The sequence below is a fragment of the Emticicia aquatilis genome (genome assembly GCF_014644295.1).
GTDB classification, from domain to species: domain Bacteria; phylum Bacteroidota; class Bacteroidia; order Cytophagales; family Spirosomataceae; genus Emticicia; species Emticicia aquatilis.
This window is the reverse complement of the sequence record NZ_BMKK01000005.1, coordinates 414707-434175: the sequence shown is the minus strand read 5'-3', so window position 1 is coordinate 434175 and position 19469 is coordinate 414707. Positions and strand designations below refer to the sequence as shown.

Annotated in this window: 21 protein-coding genes; 15 read left to right on the top strand and 6 right to left on the bottom strand. The window is 39.0% G+C overall.

Going from position 1 to position 19469, the window contains the following annotated elements; genetic code table 11:
- Window positions 1-24 precede the first annotated feature (24 nt).
- Window positions 25-309: an HU family DNA-binding protein gene (locus IEX65_RS14450; RefSeq protein WP_188766788.1), complete on the bottom strand. Its 285-nt coding sequence runs from the start codon at window positions 307-309 to the stop codon at window positions 25-27.
- A gap of 292 nt (window positions 310-601) precedes the next feature.
- Here IEX65_RS14450 and mutY point away from each other — a divergent pair, with 292 nt between their 5' ends.
- Together mutY and IEX65_RS14440 are read left to right on the top strand one after the other, a co-directional pair.
- A complete protein-coding gene (mutY, locus tag IEX65_RS14445) occupies window positions 602-1666 on the top strand; it encodes an A/G-specific adenine glycosylase (RefSeq protein WP_188766787.1) in 1065 nt (354 codons plus the stop codon).
- Between the two features lie 60 nt (window positions 1667-1726).
- Window positions 1727-2206: a single-stranded DNA-binding protein gene (locus IEX65_RS14440; RefSeq protein WP_188766786.1), complete on the top strand. Its 480-nt coding sequence runs from the start codon at window positions 1727-1729 to the stop codon at window positions 2204-2206.
- Between the two features lie 107 nt (window positions 2207-2313).
- Here the strand turns inward: IEX65_RS14440 and uvrB are convergent, their stop codons facing one another.
- Complete coding sequence (gene uvrB, locus IEX65_RS14435; protein ID WP_188766785.1) at window positions 2314-4341, bottom strand: excinuclease ABC subunit UvrB; 2028 nt, start codon at window positions 4339-4341, stop codon at window positions 2314-2316.
- A gap of 160 nt (window positions 4342-4501) precedes the next feature.
- On the opposite strand from uvrB, the gene IEX65_RS14430 reads away from it, so the two are divergent.
- A complete protein-coding gene (locus IEX65_RS14430) occupies window positions 4502-6019 on the top strand; it encodes a glycoside hydrolase (RefSeq protein ID WP_188766784.1) in 1518 nt (505 codons plus the stop codon).
- Between the two features lie 197 nt (window positions 6020-6216).
- On the opposite strand, the gene IEX65_RS14425 is transcribed toward IEX65_RS14430, so the two are convergent.
- Window positions 6217-7503, bottom strand: coding sequence for an amidohydrolase (locus tag IEX65_RS14425; RefSeq protein WP_188766783.1), 1287 nt, complete (start codon window positions 7501-7503; stop codon window positions 6217-6219).
- A gap of 265 nt (window positions 7504-7768) precedes the next feature.
- On the opposite strand from IEX65_RS14425, the gene IEX65_RS14420 reads away from it, so the two are divergent.
- The 12 genes from IEX65_RS14420 (at window position 7769) to IEX65_RS14365 (ending at window position 17202) form a co-directional block, all read left to right on the top strand.
- Complete coding sequence (locus IEX65_RS14420) at window positions 7769-8386, top strand: inorganic pyrophosphatase (RefSeq protein ID WP_188766782.1); 618 nt, start codon at window positions 7769-7771, stop codon at window positions 8384-8386.
- Window positions 8387-8559: 173 nt separating this feature from the next.
- Window positions 8560-10197 (top strand): pseudouridine synthase, encoded by a 1638-nt coding sequence (locus IEX65_RS14415; protein WP_188766781.1) that lies wholly within the window; start codon window positions 8560-8562, stop codon window positions 10195-10197.
- A gap of 302 nt (window positions 10198-10499) precedes the next feature.
- Complete coding sequence (locus IEX65_RS14410; RefSeq protein ID WP_188766927.1) at window positions 10500-11324, top strand: phosphosulfolactate synthase; 825 nt, start codon at window positions 10500-10502, stop codon at window positions 11322-11324.
- A gap of 199 nt (window positions 11325-11523) precedes the next feature.
- On the top strand, window positions 11524-12168 hold the full coding sequence (locus IEX65_RS14405; protein ID WP_188766780.1) for a VTT domain-containing protein: 645 nt from the start codon (window positions 11524-11526) through the stop codon (window positions 12166-12168).
- 2 nt (window positions 12169-12170) lie between these two features.
- Window positions 12171-12653: a PPC domain-containing DNA-binding protein gene (locus IEX65_RS14400; RefSeq protein WP_229250686.1), complete on the top strand. Its 483-nt coding sequence runs from the start codon at window positions 12171-12173 to the stop codon at window positions 12651-12653.
- Between the two features lie 73 nt (window positions 12654-12726).
- Complete coding sequence (locus IEX65_RS14395) at window positions 12727-13470, top strand: shikimate dehydrogenase family protein (RefSeq protein ID WP_188766779.1); 744 nt, start codon at window positions 12727-12729, stop codon at window positions 13468-13470.
- Window positions 13471-13653: 183 nt separating this feature from the next.
- On the top strand, window positions 13654-14079 hold the full coding sequence (locus tag IEX65_RS14390; protein WP_188766778.1) for a hypothetical protein: 426 nt from the start codon (window positions 13654-13656) through the stop codon (window positions 14077-14079).
- Between the two features lie 92 nt (window positions 14080-14171).
- Window positions 14172-14489: a (2Fe-2S) ferredoxin domain-containing protein gene (locus IEX65_RS14385; RefSeq protein WP_188766777.1), complete on the top strand. Its 318-nt coding sequence runs from the start codon at window positions 14172-14174 to the stop codon at window positions 14487-14489.
- A gap of 4 nt (window positions 14490-14493) precedes the next feature.
- Window positions 14494-15192 carry a YjjG family noncanonical pyrimidine nucleotidase gene (locus IEX65_RS14380; RefSeq protein ID WP_188766776.1) on the top strand — a complete coding sequence of 233 codons (699 nt, stop codon included), beginning with the start codon at window positions 14494-14496 and terminating at the stop codon, window positions 15190-15192.
- A 42-nt stretch (window positions 15193-15234) separates the two neighbouring features.
- Complete coding sequence (locus IEX65_RS14375; RefSeq protein WP_188766775.1) at window positions 15235-16236, top strand: hypothetical protein; 1002 nt, start codon at window positions 15235-15237, stop codon at window positions 16234-16236.
- A 16-nt stretch (window positions 16237-16252) separates the two neighbouring features.
- Window positions 16253-16708, top strand: a complete 456-nt coding sequence (locus IEX65_RS14370) for a YdeI/OmpD-associated family protein (RefSeq protein WP_188766774.1) — start codon at window positions 16253-16255, stop codon at window positions 16706-16708.
- Window positions 16709-16719: 11 nt separating this feature from the next.
- Window positions 16720-17202, top strand: coding sequence for a DinB family protein (locus IEX65_RS14365; protein WP_188766773.1), 483 nt, complete (start codon window positions 16720-16722; stop codon window positions 17200-17202).
- 82 nt (window positions 17203-17284) lie between these two features.
- Here IEX65_RS14365 and IEX65_RS14360 read toward each other — a convergent pair whose 3' ends face one another.
- The 3 genes from IEX65_RS14360 to IEX65_RS14350 all read right to left on the bottom strand — a co-directional run bounded on the left by IEX65_RS14360 (window position 17285) and on the right by IEX65_RS14350 (window position 19468).
- A complete protein-coding gene (locus IEX65_RS14360) occupies window positions 17285-17827 on the bottom strand; it encodes an NADPH-dependent FMN reductase (RefSeq protein ID WP_188766772.1) in 543 nt (180 codons plus the stop codon).
- Window positions 17828-17941: 114 nt separating this feature from the next.
- Window positions 17942-18658: a pirin family protein gene (locus IEX65_RS14355; protein ID WP_188766771.1), complete on the bottom strand. Its 717-nt coding sequence runs from the start codon at window positions 18656-18658 to the stop codon at window positions 17942-17944.
- 138 nt (window positions 18659-18796) lie between these two features.
- A complete protein-coding gene (locus IEX65_RS14350) occupies window positions 18797-19468 on the bottom strand; it encodes a DUF2461 domain-containing protein (protein ID WP_188766770.1) in 672 nt (223 codons plus the stop codon).
- Window position 19469: the final 1 nt, after the last annotated feature.

Sequence of the window (19469 nt, the reverse complement as noted above, 5' to 3'; positions counted from 1 at the left end):
AAGAATCATAATATTCTTAAAAGATTATTTTACTGATGCTTTTACTTGTTCAGTAAATTCTTTGGCTGGTTTGAAACCTGGAACCGAATGAGCAGGAACCATAACGGTAGTTTTTGCCGAAATATTACGAGCTTTTTTGGCTGCTCTGTGCTTATTTACGAAACTTCCGAACCCTCTCACATAAACTGCATCGCCTTGTGCCAATGTGTCCTTTACAATTTCAAAAAATGATTCAAGTGTTGTGGATACACTTGCTTTGTCCACGCCAGTTTTGTCGGCAATTGCAACGATAACTTCTGCTTTAGTCACGATTAAAACGTTTATTTAGATTATCAATTAACTTTCAAAAAATACCAAGGTGAAATACAACAATTTTTACACCAAAATTTTCAGTCTTGAAAACTTCACTTTGATACATTCAAACTCTTTGGTTTGTTTTTGGGTTTGCAAAGATAGCGGATTTATAAAGACTCTGCCAAAAAGTTTTAAACTTTTTTTTTGTAATTACTTCATAATTAGTTAGTTACAAAATATATTGGTGGCAAAGAGTGCTTTTTAGACAATATTTTTTCGATAAAACACCATCAAACTTCTATAAAAATTGGAAACAAATGTTTTTTCTGAGGCTCTGATTGCTTGGTACCACACAAAAAAGAGGGACTTGCCGTGGCGAAAAACCAAAGACCCATATAAAATTTGGCTTTCGGAGGTGATTCTCCAACAAACTCGGGTGGCACAAGGTTCGCCATATTATGAAAAATTTGTAGAAAATTACCCAACCATCGTGGACTTAGCAAGTGCCGATGAGCAGGAAGTGCTACGGCTTTGGCAAGGTTTGGGTTATTATTCGAGGGTGAGAAATATGCACGCTACGGCCAAAATTGTGGTAAATGATTTTGATGGAGTTTTTCCGAATACTTATGCTGGGTTACTAAAACTAAAAGGTATTGGGCCTTATACGGCGGCAGCAATTGCTTCGTTTGCGTTTGATGAAAAAGTAGCGGTGGTTGATGGAAATGTGTACAGGGTTCTGGCGAGAGTTTTTGGTGTTGAGACCGATATTTCGAGTCATGAGGCAAAGAAAGTTTTCGGGGAATTGGCCAATGAATTGATTTCGGCTGAGTCGCCAAGTGTTTATAATCAGGCAATTATGGAATTTGGGGCGATTCACTGCACACCAGCCAATCCTGATTGTATGTTTTGTGTGTTTGCCGAATCGTGCGTGGCGAATGCCAAAGGAATGCAGGCGATTTTACCGATAAAATCAAAAAAAGTGAAAGTGCGGAATCGTTTCTTTGATTATTTTGTCATTGAACAAAACGGTAGTTTTCTGATGCACCAACGCCCCGAAGGTGATATTTGGACTGGACTGAATGATTTTTATTTGGTTGAAAACGAAGAAAAACTTTTGGAATTGGACGAAATCAATGATGACTTTTTGAACAAAGTTCTGTCGAAAGCAATAATTAAGGGATATTCTGAAAGCATCAAGCATATTCTAACTCATCAACGAATTGAGGCGAGGTTTTGGCACATTGTACTGAATGAAGAGGTTACTGCTCCTGCGGGATATGAGTTTTATTCGTTAGATGAAGTAGAGGCTTTGCCAAAGCCGATTTTGATTGAAAAGTATTTGAAAGGTGCGTGGTTTTCGGCAAAGAAGTAGTTGTGATGTATCGAGTTTTTGTTAAATTTACGTAACAATCTTTAAACAATTTTATATAAAATGGCTGGAGTAAATAAGGTGATTTTATTGGGGAATCTTGGCTCAGACCCCGAAGTCAGAACGCTTCCGAGTGGAGGTAAAGTAGTGACTTTTAGTATTGCCACCTCAGAAAGTTATAATAATAAAGAAGGGGTGCGTGTTGAGCAAACCGAATGGCACAGAATTGAACTTTGGGATAATTTGGCAAATATTGCCGAACAATACCTGAAAAAAGGTGACACGGCTTACATTGAGGGACGTATCAGAACCGAAAAATGGACTGATAAAGAGAATATAGAAAGAACTACCGTGAAAATCAGAGCAAATACATTGCAGTTAGTTGGCGGACGTCGTGGTGGTGAATCAACGGAATCGGGCGGACAATCGTCTTATGCTGGAAACAGCGGTAGCTCGAATAATTATGCTCCAAAAGCAGCTCCAGTTCCGATGCCACCGCCACCCGATTTAGCTGGTGGAAATAGCGATGATTTGCCGTTTTAATCACCCCCCGCCCCTAAAGGGGAGTTTCTGTTTCTACGATTTTTTGTAAGTTCAAGAGTTAAAACAACTCTTGAACTTACTTTTATCCCCCTTTAGGGCGGCAGTCGTTACTGGTTAGGGGTTTTTATCTTCTCTCTCAACTGCACTATTTCATCTCTAAATCGAGCTGCTTCTAAGAAATCCAAATCTTTGGCGGCACGCTCCATTTTTCTTTGGGTTTCTTCTATGAGTTTTTCAAGCTGTGGTTTGGTCATGTAGCCCACAATTGGGTCGGCAGCAATCGAAATTTGCTCAGGCTCGTTGTAATACATCTTGGTTGTGGCCTTGCTGTCGGCAATCGAAGTTTGTTCCATAATGGCTTCTCTCGATTTGAAGATAGTTTTTGGCGTAATACCGTTATCGGCATTGTATTCCATCTGAATGGCTCGGCGACGATTGGTTTCATCAATAGCTTTCTGCATTGAGCCTGTAATTCTATCGGCATACATCAAAACCTTGCCGTTTTCATTACGTGCGGCACGACCAATGGTCTGAATCAAAGAGCGAATATCACGCAAGAAACCTTCTTTGTCGGCATCCATAATGGCCACGAGCGATACCTCGGGCAAATCGAGACCTTCACGCAATAAGTTTACACCCACCAACACATCGAACACACCCAAACGCAATTCACGCAAGATTTCTACACGGTCGAAAGTTTTTACTTCTGAGTGAATATATCGACCTTTGATGCCCACTTTATCGAGATATTTACTCAATTCTTCGGCCATGCGTTTGGTCAAAGTCGTAATCAAAACACGTTCTTTTCGCTGAACTCTTACGTTGATTTCTTCCAATAAATCATCAATTTGATTGATACTTGGGCGAACCTCAATTTCGGGGTCGAGCAAGCCTGTTGGACGAATGATTTGTTCTACAACAACGCCATCTGTCAAACGTACTTCGTAGTCGGCTGGCGTGGCACTTACAAAAACGGTTTGACCAACCATTTCTTCAAACTCTTGGAATTTCAACGGACGATTATCCATGGCTGATGGAAGTCGGAAACCATATTCAACCAAAGATTCTTTACGTGAGCGGTCGCCTCCCCACATGGATCTGATTTGTGGAATTGAAGCGTGGCTTTCGTCCACTACCATTACATAATCTTCGGGGAAATAATCGAGCAAACAGAAAGGTCGTTGCCCCGCTTGACGGTTATCGAAATAACGAGAATAATTTTCTATACCTGAGCAGTAGCCCAATTCTCGCATCATTTCAAGGTCAAATTCGGTGCGTTCTTGTATGCGTTGAGCTTCCAATAATCGGCCATCAGATTCAAAATATTTTACTTGCTTCACCATTTCATCTTGGATTTGGTGCATGGCGTTGGCCATTACGTCTCGACCAGTGACGAATAAATTGGCTGGGAAAATAGCAATTTGCTTTTCAGAACTTAGTTTTTTGCCATTTGATGGGTCGATTCGTTGAATTTCTTCGATTTCATCACCAAAAAATATAAATCTAAAAGCAAAGTCGGCATAACTTGGGTAAAGGTCAACGGTGTCGCCTTTGACACGGAAGTTTCCACGCATAAATTCGCCTTCGGTACGAGAATAAAGAATTTCGACCAAACGAAACAAGAATTGATTGCGAGAAATGATTTGTCCGACCCCAATCTGAATAATACTACGTTTCATTTCGGTCGGATTTCCCGCACCATAGATGCACGAAACTGATGCAATTACAATGACATCACGCCGCCCCGACATCAACGATGAAACCGCCGAAAGTCGGAGTTTGTCGATTTCTTCATTGACCAAAAGGTCTTTTTCTATATAAGTATTGGTGGTGGCAATGTAGGCTTCGGGCTGGTAATAATCGTAATAAGAAATAAAATATTCGACGGCATTTTCGGGAAAAAAGCTTTTGAACTCGCCATAAAGTTGGGCCGCCAGCGTTTTGTTATGACTCAAAATCAAGATTGGGCGGTCGAGCTGAGCAATCATATTGGCAATCGTGAAGGTTTTACCAGAGCCAGTTACGCCAAGTAGTACCTGCGAGCGTTCGCCTTTTTTGATACCCTCAACGAGCTTGGTAATTGCCTGCGGTTGGTCGCCAGTGGGTTTGTAGTCAGAAACGAGTTTGTATTGCATAATTTTGGGTAGAAATAGAAATAGCTTATCTGAATATAAACACAACTTTGGGTGATAGAGTTTCTTTTGTTTGAAGAAATATTGAGTTTGAAGGATTAAGAATTAGTAATGAGATTTTGCTTATAATTGCAGTCTCATTTTATTCAATTCACCAAAGCCAATGAAGCAATTATTCGTCTCTCTCTTATTTATTTCTCAAATCAGTTTCTCTCAAAAACTAAAAATAGACACAAAAACTACCTACCAAACGATTCACAGTTTTGGGGCATCGGATTGCTGGTCGATGCAGATGGTGGGAGAAAATTATCCTGTCGAAAAGCGAGAAAAAATTGCGAGTCTTTTATTTAGCAAAGAACTCGACCAAGCAGGAAATCCAAAAGGAATTGGGCTTTCGATGTGGAGATTTAACATCGGTGCGGGCAGTACAGAACAAGGAATTGATAGCAAAATCACGAACGAATGGCGTAGAGCCGAGTGCTTTTTAGAGAATGGAAAATATAACTGGAACAAACAACGTGGCCAACAATGGTTTTTGGAAGCAGCCAAACGCAACGGCGTAGATTTTACGCTGGGTTTCTTGAATTCTGCCCCAGTTTCGATGACAAAAAATGGCTTAGCAATTGGTAGCGGCAAGTTGGGAGATTGGAATTTCGATAAAAACAAAATTGATGATTTTACTGGTTTTCTGGCGGAAGTTTCGGCAAAACTGAAATTCGATTATATCAGTCCATTCAATGAACCGCAGTGGGATTGGGGGCCAAAATCAAAATCGGGATTTGGCTCGCAGGAAGGAACGCCCATCAACAATGAAGATTTGGCTTGGGCAGTGCGGAAACTCGACACAAAAATGACCGAACGAAAACTAAGCACAAAAGTTGTGATTTCGGATGCTGCACAGATTGATTATTTGTACAAATCGAAGAGCAACCGAAGCGAAGTTGGACAAGATAATCAGATTGAAAGTTTCTTTTCGGAGTCGAGCAAAAACTACGTTGGCAACTTAAATTCGGTCGAAAAACTGATTTGTGGACATAGCTATTTTACGACTTCTCCGAGTAGCGAACTAATCGGTAAACGTCAAGAGTTATCGGCTAAAATTCAGCAACAAAAAATCAATTATTGGCAGTCGGAATATTGTATTTTGGGCGATAACGCTGGCGAAATTGAAGGTGGTGGGCAAGATTTAGGCATGAAAACCGCTTTATACGTAGCCAAAGTTATTCATGCCGATTTGACTTACGCTAATGCTTCGGCGTGGCATTGGTGGCTTTCGGTCAGTGCCAATGACTATAAAGATGGCTTGATTTACGTAGCCAATAATGGCGTAAAAGGCGAAAATGACAGCAATAAATTCGATGCCGAAGTTTATGACTCAAAACTCCTTTGGGCATTTGGTAATTTTTCAAGATTTGTCAGACCACAAATGCAGCGTATAAAAATCGAAACCGACAATAAAGATTTGATGGTTTCGGCCTATAAAAGTGCAAAAGAGTTGGTGGTAGTGATTGTAAATCCTGCCCAAAATCAGCAAATTGAACTGCCAAGTCTTACAAAAAATCAAATAATTAATGCCTACATAACATCAAAAGATAAGAACTTAGCTTATAGTAAAATTAAAGGTACGAGTATTGAAATACCTGCTGAGTCAGTGGTTACTTTGGTTGTGGGGTTTAGGTAGGGAGGTTGCTCTGCGAAGTTTAAATCTTCGCAGAGGCTCCTGATGTCATTTTGTAAAAGCGTTCAAAAGAATGTATTACGCACTTGCGAAATTCAGAAACTTCGCATAGCATGAGTAATTTTTTTATTGTTTTGAATAAATTTATAGAATGTAATCTACAAATTTATATGAATTTATAGATTACGCTATTTTTCCATTTACTTCTTCTCAAAATAATCAACTGTCAAGTGGCAAAGGGCTTTTACGCCGAGGCCTAAACCGCTATCATCAATAAAGAAGTCTGGCGTATGGTGCGGAGCTGCCGCCGTGCTTCCGATTGGTTTTCCGCCCAAAAAGAAGAAAAACGCAGGTACTTTTTTGCCAAAGAAACTAAAATCTTCGGCACCAGTAGCCAGCGGTGCTTGAAGCAGATTTTCTTTTCCTGCCAAAGCTGTTAGCGTTGGCACCATTTTTTCGGTTAATTTTGGGTCGTTGTAGGTCACAGGTACGCCAATATTGATTTTCAAATCGGCCGTTGCACCTGCACTTTCGGCAATATTAGTTGCAATTTCTTGCATTCTTCTATGAATAAGCTGCTGTTGTGCCTCGCTAAAAGTTCTGATTGTACCAATCATTGTTGCTTCTTCAGGAATAATATTGCTTCTGATTCCCGCATTGAAAGCCCCAACCGTTACAATAGCAGGGTTTTCGGTAATATCTACATTTCGGCTGATAATTGTTTGGTAAGCCATCACAATTTGTGAGCCAGTCACAATCGGGTCAACGCCACTCCATGGGCTTGCTCCGTGCGTTTGTTTTCCTTTAATTTTGAGTGTATAAGTGTCAGCAGCAGCCATTTCTGGGCCAGAGCGGTACCTGATTTGCCCAACATTGGTCTGAGAATTGATGTGCAAACCAAAAGCTACATCCACTTTTGGGTTTTCCATTACGCCTTGTTTTATCATCAAATCGGCTCCACCTTCTTCGCCCGCTGGAGCTCCTTCTTCGGCTGGTTGGAAACAAAATTTCACCGTTCCTGCCAATTCATTTTTCATCGACGAAAGTACTTCGGCCACACCCATCAGAATCGCTACGTGCGTATCATGTCCGCAAGCGTGCATTACACCAGTTTTTTGGTTATTGTATTCCGTCACAACATTTGATTTGAAAGGAATATCAGCTCTTTCGGTTACTGGTAGAGCGTCCATATCGGCTCTTAGCAGTACAACTGGACCAGGTTTTCCGCCTTTTAGAATTCCCACAACGCCTGTATAAGCTACTTTTTCTTGTACTTCAATTCCGAGCGATTTTAGGTGGGCGGCAATTTTTGCGGCAGTCTTAAATTCACGATTACCAAGTTCGGGATTTTGGTGGATGTCTCTTCGCCAAGTAATCACTTTTGAGTCGATGGCATCAGCTTTTGCATTAATTTTTACTTTCAATGAGCTTTGTCCAAACGAACAAATTGCCGACAACGAAAGAGCCAGAGTTAGGAGTTTTTTCATCAGATGTTTTCTTTGTTGATAAAATTTAGGTAAATGATTCTCGACACAATGCGAGTGTTTATTCATCAAACTTAACCAATCTTTGATTTCTTTAAAACTTCTTGCCCAATATTTATTAGGGGAGTAGGGCCGAGATAAAAATCAGCTAAGTAAAACTACTCAAACTTTCTCTTTGTGTTTGTTGTCAATGTGTTAATATAACACATCTGATTTGCCAAATCCTTGTTTATTGCGTTTCTTTGCGTAAAATTTGAATTCTTAGATTATGAAACCAGTTTACAAAGCACACCCGTGGCATGGCATTTCGGCAGGTGAAAATGCCCCAGAGAGAGTTACAGTATTTGTCGAAATCGTTCCGTCAGATACTATTAAATATGAAGTAGATAAAGAGTCGGGTTATTTGAAAATTGACCGTCCACAAAAATACTCTAACATTATTCCATCGTTATATGGCTTTATTCCGCAAACTTATTGTGGTGAAGAAGTAGCCAAATTGGCTCGTGAACGTGGAACCGACAAAGTACAAGAAGGTGATGGCGACCCATTGGATATTTGCGTACTTTCGAGTCACCATATTCCGCATGGCGATATTTTATTGCAAGCGATTCCGATTGGTGGACTTTGTTTGCTCGACAAAGGCGAAGCCGATGATAAAATCATTGCAGTATTGGTTGCTGACCCTATTTACCAAAAATATACTGATATTAGCGAGCTTCCAGAAGCTATCATCACTCGTTTGAAACACTATTTCTTGACTTACAAGAGCTTACCAGACGAGAAAAACGCCATCGAAATTTCAAACGTTTATGGCCGTGAAGATGCCCACGAAGTAATCCGTAAATCAATGTTAGATTACCGTGATTTGATTTTCAAACCAATTTAATAGAATGATTAAAAGTCATGAAAGCCACGGAGTAATTTCTGTGGCTTTTGTGTTAATAAAGAGTTTTACACAAAATTCTTAATTCTTAACTCTACATTTTTAATTAAAAAGCTGTATCTTTGTGCTTGATAATCAAGTAGTTATTTAATTACAGCAGTGATGCTGCAAATCCAATGAGGAATTCAGATAGACCTAAAAAGGCCGATAACCGTGGTGGTTTCGGCGAAAAGAAAGCATTTGGTGATAAACCCGCCTTCAAAAAAAGAGAAAATGGCGTTGGTGGTTTCGGTGAAAGAAAGCGTATTGTAACGAGCGATAGCGAAAATAAAACTTACAGCGATAGAAAACCATATAACAACGACCGTCCTTATCAAAAGCGAGAAGAAAGCTCTGACCGCAAGCCATTTGGCGATAGAAAACCCTTCAACAGCGACCGTCCTTACCAAAAACGAGAAGAAAGCTCTGACCGCAAGCCATTTGGCGAACGCAAACCTTTCAACAGCGACCGTCCTTACCAAAAACGAGAAGAAAGCTCTGACCGTAAGCCATTTGGCGAACGCAAACCTTTCAACAACGACCGTCCTTATCAAAAGCGAGAAGAAAGCTCTGACCGCAAGCCATTTGGCGATAGAAAACCCTTCAACAGCGACCGTCCTTATCAAAAACGAGAAGAAAGCTCTGACCGCAAGCCATTTGGCGAACGCAAACCTTTCAACAGCGACCGTCCTTACCAAAAACGAGAAGAAAGCTCTGACCGCAAGCCCTATGGTGAAACAAGAGACGCTGCTCCAAAATCTTTTGAAGATAGACCAAGAACATTTGGTGGTGATAGACCCGCACATCCTTTCAAGAAAAGAGATGATAGTGGTCGTCCGACTTCAAACGACCGCAAAAATGCTTATTCGGCCGACAAGCCTCGTTTTCAGAAAAACGAACCTCATAACCGAGATTTCAAATCTAAAAATAAATTTGAGCCAAAAGAAAATCAGGCTACATCGTCAAGACCAGAAGCACCTAACTACGATTTAGAGCGTTTGAAAAGCAGATTACCCGAGAAACTTCAAAAGAAAGTTTTGAAAGAAGAAAAAGATTCGGGAAAAGATGAGCTAATCAGACTAAACCGCTATATTTCTAATGCAGGAATTGCTTCTCGACGTGACGCAGATGAGTTAATCGCTTCTGGACAAATCACTGTTAATGGCAAGGAAATCAAAGAAATGGGTTATAAAGTGAAGCCCAACGATGTAGTAAAATACGGTAAGAAGATTTTGAGTCGTGAGAAATTGGTATATGTTTTATTGAACAAGCCGAAAGATTTTATCACGACTACCGAAGACCCAGATGAGCGTAGAACGGTGATGGATTTAGTGAAAAACGCTTGTCCAGAGCGTATCTATCCAGTGGGTCGTTTGGATAGAAACACAACGGGTTTATTGCTACTAACCAATGATGGAGAATTAGCCGAAAAGCTTTCGCATCCATCAAACGAAGTGAAGAAAATCTACCAAGTTGAGTTAGATAAACCAATTACGACCGAAGATTTTGAGGCAATCATTAACGGTATCGAGTTGGAAGATGGTTTCATCAAGCCTGATGAATTGGCCCTCGTTACGCCTGATGCCGAAGTAGTAGGAATCAAGATTCATAGTGGTAAAAACCGCATCGTACGTCGTATTTTTGAGCATCTGGGCTACGAAGTCTTGAAACTCGACCGAACCACTTATGCTGGCCTTGACAAAAAAGACCTCCCTCGTGGAAAATGGCGTTTCTTGACTGAAAAAGAAGTTATTCGCTTGAAATATATGTTGTAAGGTGGTAGAATTAAGGAAGAATGACCACTTTGTGGGCAAACACCAATAGCCCAGAATGCAATTTTGGGAAATAAATAAAAAATTTGATTACGACACTGAAGGTGTCGAACATTCAAAGTCCTGTGGGAATTTCTCACAGGACTTTGTTTTTTTTAGTCATAAAATTATCTGTTTCGTGCTGAAAAAAAGCAACTTCACCAACACAAACGTATAGTTATCGACTTATAAGCCATTTGTCTTAGACCCTTAACACAAAATTTATTATCTTTGCCGATGTTTCTAATATAACGATAAAGTAGATGATGAATTATAGTTTAAATCACGTCCCGAAACGTACAGCGAAACCTCGTGAGTCTGGCCTAACGATGGTGATGGATAAAGGTCTTAGTATCAGAGAAGTAGAAGATATGTTGTCGATTTCGGCACCGCATATAGATATTGTAAAATTGGGTTGGGCAACTTCATTTGTTACGCCAAATCTAAAAGATAAAGTAAAAGTATATCAAGATGCTGGCATTCCGATTTATTTCGGAGGAACACTTTTCGAGGCTTTCGTGGCTCGTGACCAGTTTGAAGATTATTTACGAGTTTTAGACCAATACAAACTCGAACACGCCGAAGTTTCGGATGGTTCAATCGAAATTCCGAGCGATGAAAAATGTGAATACATCCGTCGTTTGGCTACTCGTGCCAAAGTGCTTTCTGAAGTAGGCTCGAAAGATGCTGAAAAGATTTTTGCACCCTACAAATGGATTGAAATGATGCAGTCGGAGCTTGATGCAGGTGCTTGGAAAGTAATCGGTGAAGCTCGTGAGGGTGGAAATGTGGGTCTTTTCCGTAGTAGCGGTGAAGTACGTCAAGGTTTGGTTGATGAAATCATTCATGCGATTCCGGCCGAAAAAATCATTTGGGAAGCTCCACAAAAATCACAACAAGTTTACTTCGTAAAATTGGTTGGAACAAACGTAAACCTCGGAAATATTGCACCAAACGAAGTAATTCCACTTGAAACCATCCGTATCGGACTTCGTGGAGATACTTTTGCTAATTTCTTACCAGAAAAAACCAAAAAACGTTTCAAACTCGGCAAATACAGCGGCGATAAGCGTATCACGCAAGACGAGTAATTTTGAGTTATAAAGAATAATTTAAGTTTTTTACCACAGAGTTAAAAGAGTCTTACACTGAGTTTCACAGAGTTTCGTTCTCTACTTCTTAGTGTTACTCAGTGCAAAACTTCGTGTGTCTCCGTGGTTAAAACAAGCTTTTACTCTTTTTAATGTTTTTTACCTTTATCATAAGTTACCAATACTCAGAACTCTCATCATGGAATTCATACATTTTATCTTAGATTTTTTGAAAGACCCATTAACTACGCTTCAGTGGTTTTTGGCCGAATACGATACGCTAACTTATGCTATCTTGTTTCTCATTATTTTTGTAGAAACAGGCTTTATCATTATGCCACTTTTACCAGGCGATTCACTGCTTTTTGCGGTGGGATTGTTGGCTTCTACCACTGGCAAGCTTGATATTGCCTTTGTAATTCCGATGTTAATTATTGCGGCACTTTTGGGTGATAATGTGAATTATTTAGTCGGGAAAAACTTCAGTAATTTTATCAAATCTCGTGAAAAAATACTTTTCTTAAAGCGTGAGTACATCACAAAAACCGAAGAGTTTTACGAAAAACATGGCGGAAAAGCCGTAATTATTGCTCGTTTTATGCCTATTATTCGTACAATCGCTCCATTTGTGGCGGGTGCGGGTAGCATGAAATACGGTAAATACATTACGTTTTGCGTCTTAGGAGCGGTTTTGTGGGTAACGAGCATTACGCTTTTAGGTTACTTTTTAGGTTCAAACGAATGGGTAAAGCACAATTTCGAGAAAGTTGTTTTAGGAATTGTTTTCATCTCAGTTTTACCAATGATTATTGGTATCTTGAGAGCAAAATTTGCTAAAGCATAATCATGAAACTATTCTTTAAAGTTTTGATAATCAGTCTGTTCGCTATGCAAACCAATGCCCAGCAATCATCGACATCGGTCACACAAAGCTATGCTTTTAGACTACGACCCAATCAGGATTTAAAGAAAGAACTTCAACGATTCATTGACGAAAAACAAATATCGGCCGCTTGCGTACTTACCTGCGTAGGTAGCCTGACATCAGTAAATATCAGATACGCCAACCAAGAAAAATACGAACTGCTCAAAGGGCATTTCGAGATTGTTTCCTTGGTTGGTGTTTTGTCGAAAAACGGCTCGCATATTCATATTTCGGTGAGCGATTCGACAGGAAAAACCATTGGCGGACATTTGGGCGATGAAAGTTTGATTTATACAACTGCTGAAATCGTACTCGGAATCATGCCCAATTATGATTTCGTACGAGAACCCGACCCAACCTTTGGCTACAAAGAACTCGTAGTCCGCCGCCGAAAAAAGAAGTAAGTATCGAATAAATATTTCGTAGGATAGGGGTGCAACCCCTATCCTACGAAAAGCAACCACTAATAAACTATCCATGAACGTCTACGCCCTAATTGGATTTCCGCTCGGACACTCATTTTCAAAAAAATATTTTACCGAAAAATTTGAGCAAATGGGTCTTTCCGAAACCCACGAATACAAACTTTTCGAGTTGTCGGATATTCAACAATTTCCGCAATTATTGAAAGATGAACCAAATCTGAAAGGTTTAAACGTGACGATTCCGCACAAACAGGCGGTAATGCCTTTTTTAGATGGTTTCGATGCTTCGGCCGAAAAAGTTGGGGCAGTGAATGTCATTAAATTTATGGAGGATGGTCGTCTAATCGGTTATAATTCAGACTATTACGGATTCAAAACTTCGCTCGAAGATTTTCTTTCAGAAGTCAATATTCCATCAATTAAAGCCCTTGTTTTGGGCAATGGTGGAGCAGGAAAAGCAGTTGTGGCAGCACTAAAAGATTTAGGAATCGCCTATAAAACAGTTTCTCGTACCAAATCAGAAGAAAATATTTCTTACGATGAAACCCCTGCATTAATCGCTGATTATCAATTGATTATCAACTGTTCGCCCGTTGGCACTTATCCAAAATCTGACCAATGTCCTGCTATTCCGTACGAATCTCTGACCGAAAATCATTTTCTTTATGATTTAGTTTATAATCCACTCGAAACCCTATTTTTGCAAAAAGGAAAAGAACAAGGAGCAAAAACCCATAATGGCTTACCGATGCTTCATTTGCAAGCCGAAAAAGCTTGGGAGGTTTGGAATTCATAAATTTTTAAGGAAGACTTCGCTGGGCGACATTCGCTCAAAGCGAAGTCTTCCTTTCATTGAAACCAAATAGGGGAAAAATAAACTCAAGTTGTCATAAGAAAAAACTGGTGCAACGATTTGCCCGATAATATCATCTTGTAAATATCCGTTAAATTATAAACCACTAAACAATTTCAAAATTTTATGAAGACAGCAGTGAAATTCTTGTTTATCATGTTATCGTTTGTTGCCAGCACCGCTTTCGCCACCAACGCCGATTTAGAGTATAAGGCCGTAACGGTAGAAGATGAGTTTGCGAAAGTAAATAAATTGGAACAGTATCTGGCCGAACACCCAAACATGACTTATGAACAAGTAAAAAAGGCAAAACCAGAGCTTTTAGAGGGCGTAGATTTGATTTCTAACACAAACACTAACTTAGTTCCAACCAAAGATATGCCTTTAGTTGGTGGTTTTTGGTGGGGTTGTTGCCTTGGAGTAGTTGGCTTGGCTTTGGTGTATTTTGTTACTGACCACGACAAAGACCAAGTTCGTATGGCATTTTGGGGTTGTTTAATTGCCACTATCCTTTGGGGTGTTGGTGGACTTTGGAATCCTTTTGGCTGGTAATAACCAACAAAAAAATAACGCAAACGCCACGAAGTTTTTCTTAACTTTGTGGCGTTCCTGTTTTAAATACATATCATATAAAAGTTTTAAAGATGAAATTCAAAAAGCACGTATTTGTTTGTACAAACGATAAAGAAGCACCAAAGAAATGTTGTGGAAGTGAAAGAGGTATGGCCTTGGTTGATGCCTTCAAAGAAGAATTAAAAGACCGAAATTTATTGACCGAAATTAGAGCTCAAAAATCGGGTTGTTTAGATGTTTGTGCATTTGGGCCGTCGGTTGTAGTATATCCCGAAGGTATTTGGTACGGAAATGTACAGCCATCTGACATCAAAGAAATCGTAGAAAGCCATTTAGTAAACGACCAACCTGTTGAGCGTTTGCAATTAAAATTTGCACCAAAAGCATAATTTTATGGCTTACAAACATCTTTTCTTTGACCTCGACCATACACTTTGGGATTTTGAACGAAACTCGGCTGAATGTTTGGCTGATATATATGAAATTTTTGATTTTAAAAGTCTTAATATCAGTAGTTTAGAGGCTTTTCAGCAAGAATTTTCGATTGTCAATAAACACCATTGGAGTTTGCTCGAACAAAACCTGATTACGCATGATGAACTTCGCCGACGCAGATTTCAAGAAACGCTCGAAAATCTTGGCGTAAAAGACCTAAAAAAATCGTTTGGTTTAGAAATCAATGAATATTTTTTAGCTCTCTTACCCAAAAAGGCTCATTTGATTGAAGGGGCGGTTGAGGTTCTTGATTACCTTTTGCCCAAATATGAATTACATATTATCAGCAATGGCTGGCATGATATTCAAGTAAATAAAATGAAAAGCTCCGAAATACATCATTATTTCGGAGAAATCATTACCAACGAATTGGCTGGGACTCGAAAACCCGACCGTCGAATTTTTGATTATGCCGTAGAGGTCACAAAAGCCGATTTGGCCGAAAGTTTGATGATTGGCGATAACTATGAAGCCGATATTCTGGGGGCAATCAATGCCAATATGGATACAGTTTTTTATAACCCAGATAATATTCCGACTGGACAAAAACCAACTTTTGATATAAAGAAATTGGTCGAACTGAAAGAAATTTTGTAAAATTGTTTTGCAATATACTGAATCTGAAAAAATTCACAACTAATGAACAAAACAATTCTACTATTATTACTTTCTACGCAAGTATTTTCTCAAAAAGTATCTCTTTTTCTCAAAAATGATAATTTTGACCTTCAAAACAGAGGGTTTTATATCAATGAAATTCGAGATGAAAGAATAACAAAAGAAGTTGGGATGTTGACCATTAATGGAGCGAAGGTATCCTTGGTTTGCATACCAGATGTACGTTTTGAGGTTAGAAATTATCTAAAAAAAACACTTATACATACGGATAATTCACAAGTAGCTATCAATCTGATAATCAAGGATTTTTCACTCAAAGAGACATCGAATAGTTTGAGAGAAATAAATTTGGTTTTTGATTATTTATACTTTGATTTCAATCAAAATAAAGAGATTTTAGTTAAGAGTATCACTCAGAAAAAGGTAGGACAATACAGTAAAATTGATGATATTGAAACCGCCTTCAAAGAGCTGTTACAAAAAGTATTAACCGAATTGCAAAATGTTCAGTGGAATTTCTTAATACAGTCTCAGAAAAGCACTACTAATTACTCACCAGTAAGCCCGTTTACCGATATATCGCTTTTTTTAGTTGAGATGGGGAGTTTTAATAGAGGTTTTATGATGAAAGCCACTTATGCAAACAAATTACGAATAAATGATAAAACGGGAATTGGTCGTTGCTTTACGTATGGCTCCCAAATTCCTTATGAGTTTGATAATGATGAGGGGTGGACGGAAGTTTCGCTTTTATTGGGAGGAGATATTTATAAAAGAATTAAGAATCATTGGTATGGTAACTTAGCGTTTCATATGCCAATTGGAGTAGTTAAAACTGAAAAAACTTCCAATTTTTTTATTGGGCTTACGACACACCAAAGAATTATGTCGATAAGACATTATGGTGCAAAATTTTCTCTTGGAGCATTTCAAACTGTATCGAACCATCCATTTTCACCTTTGGGCTTAGGCTTTACACTCGGTATTGGATGGTCGAACCCCAATGATGATACGAACGATTAATTTTATTAAATACTTTATGAAAATCGAATACGACGCCATCATCCAAAAAGACGAAGAACACAATGGTTCTTACTGCGATATTCCGTTTGATGTTCTCGAAACTTTTGGTAAGAAAAGACTAAAAATCAAAGCTATTATTGATACGGTCGAGTACCGTGGTCTGCTTACGCCAATGGGTGGTAAATACGGCCTTTTTATGAACAAAGAGGTGCGTGATAAAGTAGGCAAAACTTACGGCGATACGGTGCATATTTCTATTGAAGAAGATACTCAGCCACGAGTAGTCGAGATACCACAAGATTTGCTCGAAGCAATGTTAGCTGCCGATGTAAAACCATTTTTTGATAGTTTATCGTTTACGCACCAAAAAGAATACGTCCAGTGGATTTTAGATGCTAAAAAAGAAGAGACTCGCCAGAACAGACTATTGAAAGCCATAGAAATGATGCATAATAAAATCAAAACCAGATAATTTTCGATTTCATGCAAGCTACTGCTCAACATTTACGCCAAACTATCGATTACATATTGCCTTTTTTAAGAGCTATTACTGACGAAGAAGCAAGTATTAAGCCTTTACCCCACAAATGGTCAAAAAAAGAGATTTTAGGGCATTTGATAGATTCGGCCTGTAATAATCAGCAGAAATTTGTTAGAATGATGGCACAACCACACCTTGATTTTGTGGGTTATGCTCAAGATTTTTGGGTAAGTGAGCAGCATTATAATCAAGCATCTTGGACAGAACTAATTGATTTGTGGTATGCTTATAATCAACATATTGCACACATTATCGAGTTTGTAAATCCTGATTTTCTGCAAAACACGATTACCATCAATGGCGTTGGACTTTTCAAACTCGAATTTATTATGCAGGATTATGCCGAGCATTTAAAACACCATTTAAAAGCAATTTTACCAGAAATTGGCTTAACAAGCACATTCGCAAACGTTTATAGTGCCTAAGCTATGTGGAACGAAACTCCAGTTTCGTTAAATAAAAGAGCGAAATAGAATTTTTCACAACCCTACTTCGCTCAAAATATATTTACTTCACCAAACTTTCGGCCAACCACAAATATTCTTTCACAAACGAATCTACTTGTCTTTGGAATGATTCATCGAGCAGATTTCCTTCGGCATCAAACTTTTTATCAACCAATGGCGTAACGAGCATTTGCGGTGAAACCACTCCAAAAAATGCAGCAACTAATAGCAACATTTGCTGGCTTGCACGCATTCCGCCCATTGCTCCAACCGAAGCCGTAACAACTCCAAAAGGCTTGCGGCTTTGCTTTGGAAAATGGTCGAGCAGATTCTTCAATGCGGGCGAATACCCACCATTAAACTCGGGCGTAACCAAAATAAAAGCATCGGCCGAAAATATTCTTTCTCCCAAGTGTTTCCATTCTTCGGGAACTGCTTCGAGCGATGTCCATACTTTTTGAATGGATGGAAGAGGAAAGTCTCTGATATCGAGCAGATTTACTTCGTGTGTGGTTGTTTCTGACAAGAATTTGTGCAAAAACTTCGCAACTCTTACCGTTACGCTCTCGTGTCGGGGGCTACCCGAAATAATTTCAATTTTCATAAATGCTTTATCAAATAATAGAATACCATAATCAACTTTTACACAGTTAGACAACTTACTTTAAATTAGCTGTATTACTGTGGACTTGTTGACCACGGACAGTGGACTAAAGAATCAAAAACTCATCGGAATATCCATCAACAAAACTTCTGCATCGCTGCTTGCTTTGATTTGTATCGCCTCGGTTTCGCTCACACCCAAAGCATCTCTGCGACCTAATTTCTGACCATTTATTTCAATTTCTCCCTCCAAAACAAAGGCATAAACACCATTGCCTTGACGTTTGATTTCGTAAGAAGTTTCAACACCTGTTTCGAGATTTCCGAGCGAAAACCACGCATCTTGATTAATGCCTACGCCACCATCGTTTGAATCGAGCGGAGAAACCACCGTCTGAAATTTATTTTTACGTTCTTCAATCGAAAACTCTTTTTGGTCATAACGAGGCTCAATATTGCGGAGTTTCGGAAATACCCAAATTTGTAAAAACTTCACGGCTTCGCCATGATTTTTGTTTTTTTCGGAGTGATAAATCCCCGTTCCTGCCGACATAATTTGCACTTCGCCTTTTCGGATAACGGCCGTATTACCCATGCTATCTTTATGTTCCAAATCGCCCGAAAGCGGAATCGAAACAATTTCCATGTTGTCGTGCGGGTGCGTACCAAAACCCATTCCACCCGAAACGGTATCATCGTTTAAAACTCTTAAAGCACCAAAATGAATTTTGTTTGGGTCGTGGAAACCAGCAAAACTAAAAGAATGATAACTATTGAGCCAACCATGATTGGCATGTCCACGTTCGTCGGCTTTGTGAAATATCGTTTTCATAATTAAAATACATTTACATTTAATGTATATACATATTTATTTTTCAATTAGTTCAATCTTGATTAATGAATAATTAAAAAATGATAATTGATAATTTTAAGTTATTGATTATTAGTTGTTTATGGTTTTTTGGGAGTTTTATCCCTCAATCGCACGATTCAAAAAAGAAATATATGGCTGCATTGCTTTGAAGCCTTCCAAAACTGTTTCAGTAAAATTAGGTTTTAAGATTTCTTTTGAATCTACGATTGAAGAAGCGGTGAAACTTTTAAGTTTAATGAACTCAATGGCAGGATTAGCATCGTCATAACCTTTGGGTGGACGAACGGTTGCAGCGTCTCTATCAAGCCCGTTTGGAAAAATATTTTTGAAACTTTCCGCATTTAAAATATTACTAAATTCATCAAAATTATAATCAATTTCGATGCGAATCTTCTTCAAATCATCGGGTTCGGGCATCCAGATTCCACCCGCCAAAAAACACTCGGTTGGGTCGATGTGTAGATAATAACCAGCCGAATGGGCTTTTTTACCACCCTTACTAAACGATGCTCCAAAATTGGTTTTGTATGGGTCTTTATTTTTAGAAAAACGCACATCACGGTTGATTCGGAATGTACAGTTTTTTACCTCCAGTTGAGCTTCTTCGATACCTCTATCAAATTTTTCGATGCCTTTGATGAGTTCCTCCACCACTTCAGCAAAGTTTTTCTTAGCTGTTTCGTAGGTTTTGCGGTTGGCATCGAACCAAGGTTTGTTATTGTTTTCTTTGAGTGCTGAAAGAAATTGTAGTGTTTGTGCTTGAATCATA